This is a genomic window from Zafaria cholistanensis, assembly GCF_008580665.1.
GTDB classification, from domain to species: Bacteria; Actinomycetota; Actinomycetes; order Actinomycetales; family Micrococcaceae; genus Zafaria; species Zafaria cholistanensis.
This window is the reverse complement of record NZ_BKDJ01000001.1, coordinates 257,287-273,346: the sequence shown is the minus strand read 5'-3', so window position 1 is coordinate 273,346 and position 16,060 is coordinate 257,287. Positions and strand designations below refer to the sequence as shown.

17 protein-coding genes are annotated in these 16,060 nt (G+C 72.7%); 9 read left to right on the top strand and 8 right to left on the bottom strand.

Features of this window, described 5'->3' with window-relative positions; genetic code table 11:
- Positions 1 to 257: 257 nt before the first annotated feature.
- Complete coding sequence (gene xseA, locus NCCP_RS01315) at positions 258 to 1,562, top strand: exodeoxyribonuclease VII large subunit (RefSeq protein WP_414727686.1); 1,305 nt, start codon at positions 258 to 260, stop codon at positions 1,560 to 1,562.
- Complete coding sequence (locus tag NCCP_RS01310) at positions 1,559 to 1,792, top strand: exodeoxyribonuclease VII small subunit (RefSeq protein WP_149955284.1); 234 nt, start codon at positions 1,559 to 1,561, stop codon at positions 1,790 to 1,792. The genes xseA and NCCP_RS01310 overlap by 4 nt, the downstream gene beginning before the upstream one ends.
- Before the next feature lie 44 nt (positions 1,793 to 1,836).
- On the opposite strand, the gene NCCP_RS01305 is transcribed toward NCCP_RS01310, so the two are convergent.
- The 4 genes from NCCP_RS01305 to NCCP_RS01290 all read right to left on the bottom strand — a co-directional run bounded on the left by NCCP_RS01305 (position 1,837) and on the right by NCCP_RS01290 (position 5,721).
- Positions 1,837 to 2,703: a PPK2 family polyphosphate kinase gene (locus NCCP_RS01305; protein ID WP_149955283.1), complete on the bottom strand. Its 867-nt coding sequence runs from the start codon at positions 2,701 to 2,703 to the stop codon at positions 1,837 to 1,839.
- Positions 2,704 to 2,795: 92 nt separating this feature from the next.
- The gene (locus NCCP_RS01300; protein WP_149955282.1) at positions 2,796 to 4,010 is read right to left on the bottom strand and encodes a pyridoxal phosphate-dependent aminotransferase; all 1,215 of its coding nucleotides are present in this window, start codon (positions 4,008 to 4,010) and stop codon (positions 2,796 to 2,798) included.
- Between the two features lie 75 nt (positions 4,011 to 4,085).
- The gene (locus tag NCCP_RS01295) at positions 4,086 to 4,976 is read right to left on the bottom strand and encodes an ABC transporter substrate-binding protein (RefSeq protein ID WP_172627251.1); all 891 of its coding nucleotides are present in this window, start codon (positions 4,974 to 4,976) and stop codon (positions 4,086 to 4,088) included.
- A gap of 256 nt (positions 4,977 to 5,232) precedes the next feature.
- Positions 5,233 to 5,721, bottom strand: a complete 489-nt coding sequence (locus tag NCCP_RS01290; RefSeq protein WP_149955280.1) for an NUDIX hydrolase — start codon at positions 5,719 to 5,721, stop codon at positions 5,233 to 5,235.
- A 104-nt stretch (positions 5,722 to 5,825) separates the two neighbouring features.
- On the opposite strand from NCCP_RS01290, the gene NCCP_RS01285 reads away from it, so the two are divergent.
- From NCCP_RS01285 to NCCP_RS01265, 5 genes are all read left to right on the top strand, one after another.
- Positions 5,826 to 6,323: an Lrp/AsnC family transcriptional regulator gene (locus NCCP_RS01285; protein WP_149955279.1), complete on the top strand. Its 498-nt coding sequence runs from the start codon at positions 5,826 to 5,828 to the stop codon at positions 6,321 to 6,323.
- Positions 6,324 to 6,417: 94 nt separating this feature from the next.
- On the top strand, positions 6,418 to 8,241 hold the full coding sequence (locus tag NCCP_RS01280; RefSeq protein WP_149955278.1) for a tetratricopeptide repeat protein: 1,824 nt from the start codon (positions 6,418 to 6,420) through the stop codon (positions 8,239 to 8,241).
- A 144-nt stretch (positions 8,242 to 8,385) separates the two neighbouring features.
- Entirely contained in the window at positions 8,386 to 8,766 is a 381-nt protein-coding gene (locus NCCP_RS01275) for a hypothetical protein (protein WP_149955277.1), read from the top strand.
- Positions 8,766 to 10,373: a sensor histidine kinase gene (locus tag NCCP_RS01270; protein ID WP_225873605.1), complete on the top strand. Its 1,608-nt coding sequence runs from the start codon at positions 8,766 to 8,768 to the stop codon at positions 10,371 to 10,373. Before NCCP_RS01275 ends, NCCP_RS01270 begins: the two co-directional genes overlap by 1 nt.
- A complete protein-coding gene (locus NCCP_RS01265; protein WP_149955276.1) occupies positions 10,351 to 11,019 on the top strand; it encodes a response regulator transcription factor in 669 nt (222 codons plus the stop codon). The genes NCCP_RS01270 and NCCP_RS01265 overlap by 23 nt, the downstream gene beginning before the upstream one ends.
- A gap of 155 nt (positions 11,020 to 11,174) precedes the next feature.
- Here the strand turns inward: NCCP_RS01265 and NCCP_RS01260 are convergent, their stop codons facing one another.
- From NCCP_RS01260 to NCCP_RS01245, 4 genes are all read right to left on the bottom strand, one after another.
- Positions 11,175 to 11,678, bottom strand: a complete 504-nt coding sequence (locus NCCP_RS01260; RefSeq protein WP_149955275.1) for a hypothetical protein — start codon at positions 11,676 to 11,678, stop codon at positions 11,175 to 11,177.
- A 93-nt stretch (positions 11,679 to 11,771) separates the two neighbouring features.
- A complete protein-coding gene (locus tag NCCP_RS01255) occupies positions 11,772 to 13,037 on the bottom strand; it encodes an aminoglycoside phosphotransferase family protein (protein ID WP_172627250.1) in 1,266 nt (421 codons plus the stop codon).
- A 61-nt stretch (positions 13,038 to 13,098) separates the two neighbouring features.
- The gene (locus tag NCCP_RS01250) at positions 13,099 to 13,938 is read right to left on the bottom strand and encodes a hypothetical protein (protein WP_149955273.1); all 840 of its coding nucleotides are present in this window, start codon (positions 13,936 to 13,938) and stop codon (positions 13,099 to 13,101) included.
- Positions 13,939 to 14,075: 137 nt separating this feature from the next.
- The gene (locus tag NCCP_RS01245) at positions 14,076 to 14,711 is read right to left on the bottom strand and encodes a GNAT family N-acetyltransferase (protein ID WP_172627249.1); all 636 of its coding nucleotides are present in this window, start codon (positions 14,709 to 14,711) and stop codon (positions 14,076 to 14,078) included.
- A 164-nt stretch (positions 14,712 to 14,875) separates the two neighbouring features.
- Here NCCP_RS01245 and NCCP_RS01240 point away from each other — a divergent pair, with 164 nt between their 5' ends.
- Positions 14,876 to 15,574 carry a 5-formyltetrahydrofolate cyclo-ligase gene (locus NCCP_RS01240; RefSeq protein ID WP_149955272.1) on the top strand — a complete coding sequence of 233 codons (699 nt, stop codon included), beginning with the start codon at positions 14,876 to 14,878 and terminating at the stop codon, positions 15,572 to 15,574.
- 143 nt (positions 15,575 to 15,717) lie between these two features.
- On the top strand, positions 15,718 to 15,954 hold the full coding sequence (locus tag NCCP_RS01235) for an FmdB family zinc ribbon protein (RefSeq protein ID WP_149955271.1): 237 nt from the start codon (positions 15,718 to 15,720) through the stop codon (positions 15,952 to 15,954).
- Positions 15,955 to 16,060: the final 106 nt, after the last annotated feature.

The window sequence follows — 16,060 nt, the reverse complement described above, 5'->3', positions numbered from 1 at the left end:
TTCTACCGTCGCCGTCCGGCCCGGCCTGCGTGATTCGGCGCACCGCCCCCTGCCGGCGTTCCGGCCTGCTTTCCGGCGTTTCGGCAACCTCCGGCCCAATCCGTCCCGGCGTACTGGTAGGAATGGGGAACAGCGACGGCGCCCGGCACCGGCCGGGAGACCATGAACCGGGACGCCATGAACCCGGAAACCACGAACCGGGCCGCACGGTTCGGGCAAGGCACGCGGCCGGCACGGCCCGCGGAAAGGACGGACACGTGGACGAGGACCCCGGGCTGGCTCCGGCGCCGCAGGCGGCCGGACCGCAGCCGGCCGTTTTGGCGCCCACCGCGGCCCAGACCTCGCCGGAGGCGCCGTGGCCGCTGCGCCTGTACTCGGAGAACCTGAAGGCCCACGTCGAGCGGGCCCCGGAGGCATGGATCGAGGGCCAGCTGCTCGAGGCCAACATCCGCAACGGGCACGCCTACCTGACCATGCGCGACGTCGACGTCGAGTACTCGCTCGCGGTGAACGTGTGGTCCTCGGTGATGCGCACCCTTGAGACCCGGCCGGAGGTCGGCTCCAGGGTGGTGGCCCGGGTCCGGCCCAGCTTCTACCTGAAGACCGGGCGGCTGTCGATGAACGCCTCGGACCTGCGCCCGGTGGGTTTGGGCGACCTGCTGGCCCGGCTGGAGCGGCTGCGCCAGGCGCTGCAGGCAGAGGGGTTGTTCGACCCGGCCCGCAAGAAACCGCTGCCGGTGCTCCCGCTGTGCGTTGGCCTGATCACCGGACGCGATTCGGATGCCGAGAAGGACGTGGTCCGCAACGCGACGCTGCGCTGGCCGGGGGTGCGTTTCAGGGTGCGCAACACCGCGGTCCAGGGCGTCAACTGCGTTCCGGAGGTCATTGCGGCGCTGCGCGGGCTCGATGCCGACCCGGAGGTCGACGTGATTGTGATCGCCCGCGGCGGCGGGGCGCTCGAGGACCTGCTGCCCTTCAGCGCCGAGGAGCTGGTGCGTGCCGTGGCGGAGGCGGACACCCCCGTGGTGTCCGCGATCGGCCACGAGGCGGACCGCCCGATCCTCGACGACGTCGCCGACCTGCGCGCCTCGACCCCCACCGACGCTGCGAAGCGGATCGTCCCCGACCTCGGCGAAGAGCTCCAGCGGCTCGCCCTGGCGCGAACCCGGCTGGACCGCTCGGTGCGCCACTTCGTGGAACGGGAAGGGCACCGGGTGGAGTCGCTGCGCTCCCGCCCGGTGCTGGCGTTCCCGGAGCAGCTGGTGTCGCGGCTGGCCGAGGACGTGGAACGCCTGCGCGGCAGGTCGCTGACAGCAGTGCGCGGGGCGCTGGTCCGCGGTGCCGACGCGGTCGCCCACCTGCGCGCCCAGGTGCGGGCCCTGTCCCCGCAGCAGACCCTGGACCGCGGCTATGCCGTGGTCCAGCGGCCCGACGGCGCCGTGGTGCGCGACCCGGCCGAAGCTCCCGCCGGCACCGAACTGTCGGTGCGCCTGGCGCGCGGCCGCCTCTCCGCCGTCGTCCTTGAAACAGCCAGCCCCACCCAGGAAGGGACCCCCGCATGAGCACGGAACAGAACCCCGGCAGCGCCGACCCCAACATCGCCAACCTCACCTACGAGCAGGCCCGCGAGGAACTGGTGGCCGTGGTCGCCCAACTGGAGGCCGGCGGCGCGACGCTGGAGCAGTCACTGGCCCTGTGGGAGCGCGGGGAGGCCCTGGCCGCCCGCTGCGAGGCGTGGCTGGAGGGCGCCCGGCAGCGTCTGGACGCCGCCCGCAGGCCGGCGGACGGATAAGGCCTCACGGACAGGGCCGGACGGACGGACAGGCGCGCCGGGCCCTAGGAGTCCGCGAGCCGGCGGCGCTGTTCGGCGACGTCGAAGGCGGGCGCAGGCCACTGCGGATCGATGCCGTGCAGGGCGTCGATGAGCAGCTGCTGGACGGCGATGCGCGCGTACCACTTCTTGTTCGCCGGCACCACGTACCACGGCGCGTCGTCGCTGCGGGTGCGCTCGATGGCGATCTGGTAGGCCTCCATGTAGCCGTCCCAGTGCCGGCGTTCGTCGATGTCCCCGGGACTGAATTTCCAGTACTTGTCCGGGCGGTCCAGCCGGGCCGCCAGGCGGGCGCGCTGCTCGTCCTTGGAGATGTGCAGCATCACCTTGATGATGCGCGTGCCGCCCCCAACCACCAGCTCCTCGAACCGGCGGATCGCCGCGTAGCGGCGTTCGATCTCCTCCGGCGCGGAGAGCCCGCGGACCCGGTGGACCAGCACGTCCTCGTAGTGGGACCGGTCGAACACCCCGATGATTCCGTCCTCGGGCAGCCGCCGCGCCACGCGCCAGAGGAAGTCGTGGGCCCGCTCCTCCGCGGTGGGCGCCTTGAAGGCGTGGTGCTCGATCCCCTGCGGGTCCACCGCGCCGATCACATGGCGCACGATCCCGCCCTTGCCGGCGGTGTCCATGGCCTGCAGGATCAGCAGGAGGCTGTCCCGGGCCCCCACGCGGGAGGCGGCGAAGAGGCGTTCCTGCAGGGCATCGAGTTCCCCGTCGCTGGCCAGCAGCGCCGCCGCGCCCTCCTCCTTGGTCCCGGAGAACCCGGGAGTCGAATCCGGGTCGACGTCCTCCAGCCGGAACCGGGCTCCGGCGCGCAGCAGCACGCTGGGGCTGGTTTCGAAGCGCGAGGTGCCCACGATGCGCGAATGCATTCCCCCGCCGGATCCGCCGCCGTTGCCCATCGCGCCTCCCGTGCCCTCACCGAACCTTTGCCGACCACTATGCCACCGGCCGGCGCTGCAGGTCAGTGCCGCAGGTCCTCCAGGAACTCGGCGATGCGTCCCACCGCGTCCTCGATGTCCCGCACCGCCGGCAGGGTCACCAGCCGGAAGTGGTCCGGGGCGATCCAGTTGAACGCGGTGCCCTGGCTGACGAGCATCTTCTGCTGCTTGAGCAGTTCCAGGGCAAACTTCTCGTCATCGCGGATCGGGTAGACCTCGGGGTCCAGCTTCGGGAACAGGTACATGGCCCCCATGGCCTGCTGGCAGCTCACGCCCGGGATCTCGTTGAGCAGGCGGTAGGCGGTGTCGCGCTGCTCCTTGAGCCGGCCGCCGGGCAGGATAAGGTCGTTGATGGACTGGTAGCCGCCCAGCGCGGTCTGGATCGCGTGTTGGGCCGGGACGTTGGCACACAGGCGCATGTTCGTGAGCAGGTTGATGCCCTCGATGTAGTCCGAGGCCATGTGCTTGGGCCCGGAGATCGCCAGCCAGCCCGCCCGGAAGCCACAGACCCGGTAGGCCTTGGACAGGCCGGAAAAGGTCAGGATGAGCACGTCGTCGGCCAGGGCGGCCGTGTTGAAGTGGACGGCGTCGTCGTAAAGGATCTTCTCGTAGATCTCGTCGGAGAAGACCACCAGGTTGTGCCGGCGGGCGATCTCCAGCATCCCCTCCAGGATGTGCCGGGGGTACACCGCGCCGGTGGGGTTGTTGGGGTTGATGATCACCAGGCCCTTGGTGTGCGGGGTGATCTTGGCCTCGATGTCCTCCAGGTCCGGCAGCCACCCTTCCTCCTCGACGTTGAGGTAGTGCACCGGGGTGCCGCCAGCCAACGAGACCGAGGCCGTCCACAGCGGGTAGTCCGGGGCGGGGATGAGCACCTGGTCGCCGTTGTTCAGCAGCGCGTTCAGGCTCAGCGTGATCAGTTCGGAGACGCCGTTGCCCAGGTAGATGTCGTCCACGCCAATGGTCTGGATGCCGCGCGTCTGGTAGTACTGCGAGACGGCGGTGCGGGCGGAGAAGATACCGCGGGAATCGCTGTAGCCCTGCGCCTGGGGCAGGTTGCGGATCATGTCCACCAGGATCGCGTCCGGAGCCTCGAAGCCGAACGGGGCGGGGTTGCCGATGTTCAGCTTCAGGATGCGGTGGCCTTCGGCCTCCATGCGTTGTGCGTGCTCAAGCAACGGGCCCCTGATGTCGTAGAGGACGTTATGGAGCTTGGTTGATTGCTTGAATTCCGGCATTTTCATAGCTTCTCACAGGGTGTGCGGTGGGTCGGGAAATGTGATCAATAAGGCGCGGCCCGCGTCCGGGAACGGCTAGGGCGTGAAGCCGTTCCCCTGGAGCCAGTCGGCGGCCGCCTCGGCCGGGGTCAGCCGGGCGTCCCCGGACACCGCGCGGAGCAGGTCGGTGAGGTCGTCGCTGCCCAGTTCGGCGGAGACCCGGTTCAGCACGTCCGCCGCGTCCTGCCCGACCACTTGGGCGTTCACCAACGGGGCGACCTGCTGCGCGGCGAACACCGTTTTCGGGTCCTCCAAAACCACCAGGCCGTGGTCCGGGATGGCCGGTTGCGTCGCCGGCAGTTCGACCACGTCGACGCTGCCGCCAATCAGCGCCCGCACCGCCTCGGCGCCGTTGTCGGCGAGCGCCACGAAGGTGCCCGGCACGCAGTCGTAGCCGGCCTCCAGGCCTCCCAGCCCCTGCGCGGAGGTGCGGAACCCGGCCGGGGCTCCCAGGGTGAGCTTGCCGCAGGAGGGGGCCAGGTCGCTGAGGTTGCGCGCGTCGTACTGCTCCGCGGTGGCGGCGGTCGCCACCAGCACCGAGTGGCTGTCCGCCGCGGCCGGGGCGAGTACGGCCAGGTCCTGCGGCAGCGCCTCGCGCAGCGCCTGGAGGACGGAGTCGGCGGTGGTGGCCTCCGCCGCGGCGTCCAGGCCCAGCAGCAGGGTGCCGGTGCGGCCGGGGGCCACGTCCGCGAACCCGCTGGAGACTGCCCCGGCCAGCCCGGCCTCGGCCGTCGCGTCCGTGACCGCGGCCTCGATGCCGGCGGCATTCAGCGCCCCGGCATAGACCTCCGCCAGGGTGCGGCCTTCGTCCGTGTCCGGGGAGGTGACCAGCAGGCGCCGCTCCGTGGTGGGGTTGCTGACCACCGGGGAGTCCGGAACGAACGGGGCCGGGCCGCTGCAGCCGGCCAGGGCCAGCAGCACAGGCACCAGGACACCGGCCCGCGCCGCGGCGGAAAGCCCTGCGCCGGGCCGGCGTCCGGCCCGGCGCTGGGCGGACGGGATCGCAGCCGGGTCATTTACCGCAGGGTCATTTACCGCTGGGCTATTCCCGGCAGGGTGGTTCACAGCGGGGTGGGGGGCGGTCCGGGCGTGGAAAGTCCGGGGATGCGGGGTCACGGGGTTGCTCCTGTTGGAAGGTGCCGGAGGATGGGCCGGGTGGCCGGGCTGTTTCTGTTTGGGGGGATCAGCGGGCGCCGTGGCGGGCCCCGCGGCGGGCACGGTAGAGCTCCAGCGCCTCGTCCACACGGTCCACCCGCTCGATCCGGTCCAGTTCATCGAGCGGGAACCACCGGGCCTCCGAGGTGGAGCCGTCGCGTTCGAAGGCCAGTTCTCCGCCGACGACCTCCGCTTCGTAGAGCACCGCGACGGTCTGCAGCGCCCGGCCGGTCGCATGCAGGCGCTTGTGCGCCGGGATGTGTCCGGACACGACGCCGAGCAGTTCGCCGAGGCGGACCTCGTAGCCGGTTTCCTCGGCCAGTTCGCGCACGGCGCCGTCCTCGATGGCCTCACCCAATTCCACGCCGCCGCCGGGCAGCGTCCAGCGTGGACGGAAGTCCGGGTCCGTGGCGCGCATGTCCCACAGCGCCAGCAGGATGGAGCCGTCGCGGACCACGACGCAGTAGGCTGCCAGCCGGGTGTCATACTCGGGGCGTGGAACGGGGCTTGGGGTCATGGTTCCAGCCTACCCGCGCGGCCCACCGGACGCCGGTCACCGCCCCGGAGCCGCTCCGGCCCGCCAACGTGTCCGCGGCTGGTTCCTGTGGTGGAATAGCGACTATGTCAGCTTCCGAGCAGCCCTCCGTTCCCCTCGACGCCGTCGACCGCCGCATCCTGTCGGAACTGCTGGCCGACGCCCGGATCAGCAACGCCGCCCTGGCCCAGCGTGCCGGGATCGCCCCGTCCACGGCGCTGCTGCGCACCCGCCAGTTGGTGGAACGCGGAATCATCGAGGGCTACCATGCCGAGCTGAACCTCTCCGCCGTCGGCCGCGGCGTGCAGGCGCTGATCTCGGTCAAGCTGCGGGTGCACGACCGCGACCAGATCGACCGCTTCACCGCCCAGGTGCCACAGCTGCCCGAGGTGCTGTCCATGTTCCACGTTTCCGGGGGCACCGACTACCTGCTCCACGTGGCCGTCGCCTCCACCACGGCGCTGCGGGACTGGGTGCTGGATCACCTGGCCACCGATGGCGCCGTCGGACACACCGAGACCACTCTCGTGTTCGAGCACTTCAAGGGCCAGTCCGGCCCGTTGCTGCCCGGGAAGGGCGAGTAGGGCCGAAGGTGCGGGCCCGAAGGCGCGGGCGGCTGGTCAGGGCGTAGTCTGGAGGCCAGCCACCCGCCCGGCGATCCTCGAGGAGGCGCCCCCCTTGTCCGCACTGGCCGAGCGTTTGCACGGCATCCTGAACCGTCCCCAGCCCAGCCCGTTCCTCTCCCCCAGCGACGCGCAGGGCTGGCTGGAGCTTGCCTACGACCGCGCCTATGCCGAAGACCACGACGGCGCGATACGGGCCGCGGAGGCCGGGATCGCCGCCGAGGGCGCCGATGCCGAGGCGCAGCTGTCCCTGTGGGGCATCGCCGCCTCCGTCCACCACCTGGCCGACCGGGACGAGGCCGCCCTGGAGTGCGCGCACCATCGGGTGGAACTGCTGCGCCGCCTCGGCCGGAACCACCAGGCCGACCTCGAGGAGGACCTGGGCAGCCTGCTGTTCCGCGAACCCCGCCCGGAGGAGGCACCGCTGCTGGAGGCCGCGCTGGCCACCCATTCGGCCGCCGGCGCCAGCGCCGAGGTCCTGGCGGACATCCGCCTGCCCCTGGCGGTGTGCCGTGTGGAGGCCGGTGACGAGACAGCCCTGGAGGACCTGGAGCTGTGCGCGGAAGACTACCGCGCCGGTGGCCGCATCGACAGCCTGGCCGGGGCGCTGCTGTACCTGGCCCACCACTACGCCCGGGGGGGCCGCTTCCAGGAAGCCCTGGAAAAGTCGGACGAACTGCTGGCGCTTCCGGTGAACCGGGCCATGCGCGCGGCCGTGTGGATGGTCCGCGCCACCGGCCACAACGAACTGGGGAACCCTTTGGAGGCGGAGGGCAGCGCGGTCGAGGCGCTGGACCTCTACGCTGCCGCCGGGGTGCGGCGCGGAGCGGTCTCCGCCGCGGCCCTGGTGGCCAACCTGGCGGCCCAGGCCGAGGACCAGGAGGCGGCCGTGCTCGCCTGGCGCATCGCGGTCCAGCAGGCTGAACGCGGCGAATTCGGCGAGGTCTGGGCGGTGCGCATGGGCTTGGGCAACCAGCTGCTGGAGGCCGGAGAGTACCTGCTGGCGGAGGAGGTCCTTGAACATCTGGCCGGCTGGCTGGAGCAGGCCGGCCGGACCGCCGACCAGGCCAGGACGCTCATGTCGCTGGGGCACTGCCTGCGCCACCAGGAGCGCCAGGACGAGGCGCTCGCCGCCTGGGAGCGGGCCAGCGAGCTGTTCGCGGCCGCGGACCTGCCCGGCGAGGCCTCCCGCGCCCTGCTTTCCGCTGGCACCCTGCTGGCCCGCGAGGGACGCGACGCCGAAGGGCTGAAAAACTTCGAGCGGGCGGTCATGTGGGCCCGCCGTGCCGGTGAGGAGGATCCGGCGGCGCTGCCGCAGGCGCTGCACGCGTTTGGCCACGCCCAGTGCGAGGCCGGCGACGCGGACGGGCTTGCCGCGCTGGACGAGGCCATCCGGCTGGCCGACGAGCACAGCGCCGAATGGCACTCGGCGGACTTCCGCGACACCCGCGCGCGCAGCCTGTGGCTGCTCGGGCATGGCCGGGAGGCGGTCTCCGCCGCGCTGGAGGCGGCGGACCTGTACCGGGACGCGGACGATCCGGACGGCAGCGGCAACGCTGAACTGTTCGCCGCCCAGGTGCTCTTCGAAACGGGGCAGCTGGACCAGGCGGCCCGCGTGTTCCGGCTGATCGCCGAGGAGCACCGCGGCAGCCCCGCCCACCACCATGCCGCCCAGCGCGGGCTCTCCGAGGTGCTGGACGCCATGGGGCTGCGGGAGCAGGCCGAGGAGGCGCGCGCCGCGGCCGAAGCGGCCCTGGATGCCGGCGACACTGCGGAGGACACCACCGGGGAAGATGGCACGGCGCAAGACAGCACCGGGGAAGGCACCCCCCAGGAAGGCGGCACAGGGGACGCGCAGGACGATGTTCCCGGCAGCTAGATACCCGTCAGCTGGGCATCCGGCGCACGGGAACCACCCAGCACAGGGGAACCGTCGCGGCCACCCCCTGCGTCCACTCCCGGGGGTGGCCCCGTGATGTCCCGCGCGCCCTCCTCCCGGCCAGGGCGCCGCCCCCTCCGCCTCGTGCTCGCGGCACTCGTCCTGGCCACGCTCGGAGCCGTCGGCGCACTGGCGGCCGGCACGCTGGCGGCCTCCCGTCCCGTGGACCTGGGTCCCGGCGTCGTGGGTCCCGGGATTGTGGGTTCCGAGGTCGTGGGTCCCGGCATCGTGCTGCGGGACGACGCCGCCGGCAGCGCCCCCGCGACCGTTCCCTCCCCGGTCTCCACGGCAGGTGCACCCTCGGCGGGGCCCACGGCACCCTCCGCCGGTCCGGTGTCCCCCGCGCCAGGGTCGCGCACCGCTTCCGCCCCGGTGGTGCCCGCCCCGCCGTCGTCCTATGACGATGACGACGACGCGGAGGACGATGACGATGGGGAGGACGACGACGCGGAGGACGACGACTGATGGGCCGGCGCTTCCGGGGGTGGCGCATTGCGCTGCCGTATTTCACTGCGCTGCCGCATTTCACTGCGCTGCCGTATTTCACCGCGCTGCGTCGCTTCACCGCGTCGGGGCGCCTGGCGGGACCCGGGCGCGGGGCACGGTCCGTGGCCGGACGCATCCTCGGGTCCATGCTGCTGCTCTCGCTGCTGACCCTGCTGGTGGCTGGCGGCACGTCCTACGGCATCCTGAGCAGCCAGGCCGCCGCGCGCATCGACGACGCGCTCAGCCGGACGGTCAATGAATTCCGGGTGCTCTCCGCCAGTTCCGTGGACCCCTCCACCGGTGCGCCCTTCGCCCGCGCCGAGGACCTGGTGTACGTCGCCATGCAGCGCACGCTCCCCGCCGCCAATGAGGGAATGATGGCCCTCGGCCCCGCCGATGTGCGGTGGGTGGCCCCCGAATCGGTTTCCCTGCGCCCCGAACAGGACCGGCAGCTGCTCGACCGGCTGCTGGCCGAAGCCCCGCAGGAGCGCGCCGTGCTGCGGACGCTCTCCACCGGCACCACCACTTACCGGCTGGCCGTGCTCCCGGTGCAGCTGGCCGGCGACGCGGCCCCGATGCGCTACGTGGTGGCGTTCGACCTCAGGGCCGAACTGGCCGCCCTGGGCCGCACGCACCTGGTCTTCCTGGCCGCGGGCCTGGCCGCGCTGGCGCTGTCCGCCGTGCTCGGCTGGATGCTCGTGGCCCGCCTGCTGGCACCGCTGCGGGAGATGCGGCGGACCGCCGAGGCCATTTCCGAACACGACCTGGGGCAGCGCCTGGAGGTGCGCGGCAACGACGACCTCGCCGACCTCTCCGCCACCTTCAACCACATGCTGGACCGGCTGGGCAACGCGCTGCGCTCCCAGCGGCAGCTGCTGGACGACGTCGGCCACGAATTGCGCACCCCGATCACGATCGTGCAGGGGCACCTGGAGCTGCAGGACGCCGCCGACCCGCACGATGTCGAACAGACCCGCGGCATCGCCCTGGACGAGCTGGACCGGATGAGCCTGCTGGTGGACGACCTGGTCATGCTGGCCAAGGCGGACCGGTCCGACTTCGTGGCCCCCGTCCCGGTGGAGCTGGACGTGCTCATCGACGACGTCCTGGACAAGGCCCGGGGACTGGGCGGGAGGCGCTGGACCGTGGAGGGGCGTGTCCACGGCACCGCGGAGCTGGACCCGCGCCGGATCGAGCAGGCCATGCTGCAGCTGTGCCAGAACGCGGTGAAGTTTTCCGCCGGCGGGAGCACGGTGGCCCTGGGCTGCCGGCTGCACGGGAACACCCTTCGCCTCTCGGTGCGCGACGAAGGCATCGGCGTCCTGCCCGGGGACCGCGCGGCCATCTTTGAGCGCTTCGCCCGCGGCAGTAACGGCCGCCGGGCCGGGGGATCCGGGCTGGGCCTGACCATTGTGCGCGCGATCGCCGCCGCCCACGGCGGCACGGCCGGAGTCGAGTCACGGCCCGGGGCCGGCTCGACGTTCTTCATCGACCTGCCGCTGCGCAGGTTCGGACCCCTCCAGGACCACACCGACAACACCGTCACCGGCACCGAGGAGGCCCATGAGCCAGATCCTGATCATTGAGGACGAGGAGCGGATCGGCTCCTTCATCGCCAAGGGCCTGCGCGCCGCGGGGTTCTCCCCCACCATTGCGGGCAGCGGACGCGAAGGCCTGCTGATGGCGCAGACCGGGGAGTTCGAGCTGGTCGTGCTGGACCTGGGCCTGCCGGACCTGGACGGATTCGAGGTGCTGCGGCGGATCCGGGACGGGCACAACCCCGTGCCCGTCATCATCCTCACCGCCCGCACCAGCGTCGACGACACCGTCGCCGGATTCGAACGCGGCGCCGACGACTACATGCCCAAGCCCTTCCGGTTCGAAGAGCTGCTGGCCAGGGTGCGGCGGCGGCTGCGCACGGACGCCAACGGCGCGGACCTGTCGGTGCTGGGGCATGCCGGACTCTCGCTGGACCTGCGCGCACGGCGGGCCAGGGTGGACGGGCGCGAGGTGGACCTCTCCGCGCGCGAGTTCGCGCTCGCCGAGGCCTTCCTGCGCAACCCGGGCCAGGTGCTCAGCCGCGAACAGCTGCTCTCCCGGGTATGGGGCTATGACTTCGACCCGTCCTCCAACGTGGTGGACGTCTACGTCCGCTACCTGCGCAACAAACTTGGGGCCCAGCGCATCGAAACCGTGCGCGGGATGGGCTACCGCCTCGCCGCCAGGGCCTGAGCAGCGGGGGCGGCCCGTCCCGGCCGCCCCCAGGCCCGCCCTTCGCCACTGCCGCCCCCCGCCCTGCCGGCGGTGTCCATCCTGCCGGCGGTGTCCATCCGGCCGGCGGTGTCCATCCGGCCGGGCGGGGGATTCTGGCGGCGGGTTGTCTTGACCTAGTCCGCGCTGGCGGCGGAGGGCGCTGTTGCCGCAGAGGCCGCGGACACCGGGGAGGCCGCAGTGGCAGGGGTCGCCGCAGTCGCGGCGGAGGCTGCGGTAGCTGCCGACGCTGCCGTCACCGGGGAAACGGCCGACACCGCAGAGGCCCCGGACGCCGGAGTGGCGGGCGTGGCGGGGGTGGCTGCCGAGGCCGCCGTCACCGGGGAGGCCGCCGTGGCCGGGGTCGCTGCGGTCGCTGCCGAGGCGCCCCGCTCGGTGAAGTCATCGATGTTCACGGCCCCCGGGTCCGTCGCGGTTGCCGTCTCGACCGTGGCCGCAGTGTCCGTTCCGGCGGTCTCCGTTCCGGCAGTGTCCGTTCCGGCGGTGTTCCCGACAGTGCTTTCCACGACGCTGGGGGCCGGTCCGGGGCCCGCGGTGCCCGTGTCGGCGGCCGCGGTGCCCGCGCCCGCGGCGACAACGCCAAGTCCTCCGGTCACTGCCCAGAATTTGCGGTTGATCATGCTGTTCCTTTCGGTGGGGGTTCTGCGGGAGCCTGCTTCACCCAGTGTTCGCCGGTCGTATGAGAAGAAAAGGAAGCGCCCATGAGAGGGTTCTCATCCGGCCCGTTCCAGCAGGTCCTCGGCGGCTGCCAGCCGGGCCAGAGCCGCCGGCTCCCAGCCGGGCGCCCCCGGCGTCCGTGCCCCGGCCACCAGGGAGACCGCCACGGCCGCGGACCGGGCCCAGAGTCCCCGCGGGTCCACGCTCCGCCCGAAGGCTGCGCCAAAGTGTTCCAGCCCCGCCCCGGCGTGGACATACCGGGCATCCACCGCGGGCAGCACGGCAAGGTGGCCCAGGAAGCAAGCCAGGTCGTCCACCCGGTGTCCCGGTCCCACGGCGTCGACATCCAGCAGTCCTGAAATACGGGGCCCGTCCATGAGCAGGTTGGCCTCGTAGAAGTCGCCGTGGCTGGGAACCAGCGGTCCCCGGTCCGTGGACCGGAGGACCGCTTCGATGCGGCCGCGCAGCCCGTCGATGCGGTCCGCCGCGGCGGGCAGGGCCGATGCCGCGGCGTCCGCGTAGCGGCGCAGCCGTTCGCTCCACGCGGGGCGGGCCTCCAGCGCCAGCGCCGCGGCCGGCAGGCCATCCAGCAGTTCCGTGAAGGCGGCCGGGTCAAGGGAGGTGCCGCCGTCGTGCAGGATGCGGCGGGACAGCGGTTCCCCCGGGGCTTCGGCCAGCGCCAGGACATCCTCGACCGGCCCGCCCAGCACCGCCGGGACGGGCAGGCCGGCGGCGCGCAGCAGGGTGTGGCGCGCATGCAGTGACGCCGCCTGGCCCGGGCGCAGCACCTTGAGGTAGACGCTGCGCCGGTCCACCACGGGACCGGGGGTCGCGAACGCCGCCCGCAGCACCGCCCGGCGCAGCGGACGGTAGGCCACCGTTTCCAGCCGTTCCAGCCTTTCGCCACATCCCCACAGGCGCGCCACGCGGTCGGGGTCGGAGGCCAGCGGCAGGCCGGGCAGGCGCGGGTCGTGCGGGTGCCGCCAGGCCGTGACCACCAGCGGTTCGGCGGGCAGGCGTGCGCCCGGGACCGCCGGTGCCAGGCCCCGCGCCTGCTCGGCGGGGATCTCGATGCGCACGGTTCCGTCCCCGCTGCCGGTGCGCCGTTCGGTGCTCAGGCCAACGAAGCCGGCCTGGAGCGCGGGAGGGAGCTCGTACAGCGCGCTGATCCCGGCCCCGGGGCGGTGCTGGAGTTGGAGCTGGCGCGGCCGGTCCGGCCCGGCGAAGCCCTCCAGGCCCAGCGCGGCGGCCACGAGGTCGCTGCCGTGGGCGGAGAACAGCGCCAGTTGCAGGTTTTCGGACCATCCATGGGCGCGGCTCACACGCCGCCCGCCCGGCAGGTGGGCGCGCCGTCCCGGCGCGCGGGGGCCGTACCCGCCACCGCTAGGCGCGCCGGCGCTGCAGGACGGCGTCGAGGTTGATGCGCCCGGTGGCCGGTGACGCGGCCCCGGGCCGGGAGCCGGGCAGTTCGGCAACGTTGCCGGCGATCGGCTGTGCCGCCCGCGCGGCCGCCCGGGTGTCCTGAAGGATGCTGGTTACGCCGGAGGGCTTCTTCTCCGCGGCCTCCGGCAGCGGGGCCGGCTCCGGACGCCCGGCCTTGGCGGCACCCACGTAGGTCGGCAGCGGCACCTCGACCGGGTCCCAGGTGGTGGCGGCGGGGGCCTCGGCCGCGGCGGCAACGCGGCGGGCCGCCGCGCGCAGCTCCTCGAGGGTCGGTGCCGGCTCGGGCTCGGCCGCCGGCGCCACATCGAACACCTCGGACTGGGTCCGCCGGACCGGTGCCGGCGGATCCGGGGTGCTCATGGCCGCGGCGAAAACGGCTTCCATCCGGGCCAGCGCCTTGCGGCGCCGGTCGCGCACCGCGAAAGAACGCAGGCCGGCGAAGCTGGCCACGAGCACGGCCAGCGCCATGCCGGGCACGCCGGCACCCACGGCCCCCATGAGCGCCAGCGGCGCACACACCACCAAGACGACGACGGCGGCCAGGCCGGCGAGCGCGACGGCCAGGCGCCCGGTTCGGATCCGCAGGGGTGCGGCGGCCCGGGCGCGGGTCCGCGGGGCTTCGGCTGGCATGTGGTTCCTCCATTGGTGGACGCTGGTGTCCGTGGCCGGTTGGTCGCACGCCGGCTTGCTTCCCCTATTGAACAGGCTGGGGACGATGAAGGCGAGCAGAACTCCGAGCACGGCCACCAGGACCACGGAACTCTCGACTTGGACGTCCACAACCACCAACTTAACGGCGCATGCATTCCGCCTGCGGCATTTGTCCCGGTGTGTCTGCGCGGCCCCCCGGAAGACGCCGGGTTTCCCTCCCCCACAAGGCGTTTTGGGTGCCTTGGGAGACGCCGGCGGCAGGCGGCTCAGGTGCGCAGCGGTTCCCCGCGGGAGGCGAGCCAGCGCGGCAGCAGCCCTCCGGCGGCCTCCTCGGCGGTCAGGGCGAAGGTGCGGTGGTCCGCCCAGGCGCCGTCGATGTGGAGGAACCTGCGGCGCAGCCCCTCGTCGCGGAATCCGAGTTTCTCCACCACGCGCAGGCTGGGTCGGTTCTCCGGCCGGATGTTGATCTCCATCCGGTGCAGGCCCAGGGTCTGGAAGCAGTGGTCGGTGGCCATGGCCACCGCCGTGGGCGCCAGCCCCCGGCCCGCCCGGGACCGGTCCACCCAATAGCCCAGTGAGGCGCCGAGCGCAGCACCCCAGGTGATGCCGGACACGGTGAGCTGCCCGGCGATCACCGGCTGCCGTCTGCGCGGTTCGCGGACGGCGATGACCCAAGGCAGTGCCTGCCCCGCTTTGGCCTGCGCCCTCAGGGAGGCCACCATGGCGCGGTAGGTGGGCGGGGCTGCGTCGGGGTCAGGCGACGTGGCTTCCCACGGCCGCAGCCACTCGGCGTTGCGCCCCCGCAGGTCCTGCCATTCCGCGCGGTCGCGGTAGCGCAGCGGGCGCAGGAGCAGGTCCCCGCACTCAAGCGTCGCAGGCCAGATCCCCACACCGGTCACCATGGGTGACAGCTTAGCTCCCCCGCACCGGTGCCGGGGGTCCCTGGCGGGCCCGCATTCGGCTCCGGCAGGCAGGCCGTTTCCGGCGGGCAGTTCGGCCCTGGCAGGTAGATCGTTTCTGGCAGGTAGATCGTTTCTGGTGGGCAGTTCGGCCCTAGCATGGTGGGGTGGACGAGCAGAGCGAAAACCAGAGCGTAGACCAGGGCCCAACCGGACGCGCCACGGAGGCCGGCCGCGCCGGAACGGTGCCCCCAGGGCCGGTGATGGACAAGGACCGCGCCCGCGCCGCCTATCGGGGGCTGCGCCGGGCCCTCTCCCCCGCGGAGCGCCAGCGGCAGGCAGGGGCGCTTGCCGCCCGGCTGTTGCCGTGGCTGGCAGGACGCGCCCCGGGGGCGACGGTGGCCGGCGTCGTGTCCTACGGAGCCGAACCGCCGACGGCGGCGCTGCTGGCGGCGCTGCACGGGGCCGGGCACCGGGTGCTGGTGCCGATCTGCGAACCCGAGCGGCAGCTGTCCTGGGCCGAGTGGTATCCGGGCGTGCCGATGCAGCGGTGCGCGGTGGCGCCCATCGACGAACCGGCCGGGCCGCGGTTCGGAACGGAAGCCATGGACGGCGTCGGGGTGGTGCTCGTCCCCGCGCTGGCCGTGGACGGCGACGGTGCACGGCTCGGCCAGGGCGGGGGCTACTACGACCGCTTCATTGCCTCGCTGGACCGGTTGGACCGCCGGCCGGCGCTGCTGGCGATGGTGTACGAGCACGAACTCGTGCCCGCCGGAACGTTCGAGTACGACGCGCTGGACCGGAAGGTGGATGGGGTGCTCACCGCGGAGGGCTTCACGTGGTTTTCCCCACGGCCGGGGCAGTGATGTAGAATTGGCACTCACGGGGTTGGAGTGCCAGTGCCGCGTTCCCGAACGCGCTGTTCCCGGACGCGCTGTTCCGGACGCGGTCCGGCACAGGTCCCGGCTTGCCGGGCTCCCCTGACCAGCAACCTTCCGAAAGGGAACCCATGCCAACGTACGTGTACTCCTGCAAGGACTGCGACCACGCGTTCGAGACCGTCCAGTCCTTCAACGAGGATTCGCTGACCGTCTGCCCCGAATGCAGCGGCGTCCTGCGCAAGAAGTTCAACAGCGTCGGCGTTGTCTTCAAGGGCTCGGGCTTCTACCGCACCGACTCGCGCGGATCCTCCTCCTCGACCGCTCCGGCCGCGGCCAGTTCCACCTCCAGCTCCACCGCCAGCTAGGCGCCCGGGGCACCTCACCGGCCCGCGGGAGGAAGCCGCCTGGCGCGGCCCCCCACAGTCCTGCCTCCCTGCCGCAGCAGGGAGTGGCCGTCCACATTCCCTCGGG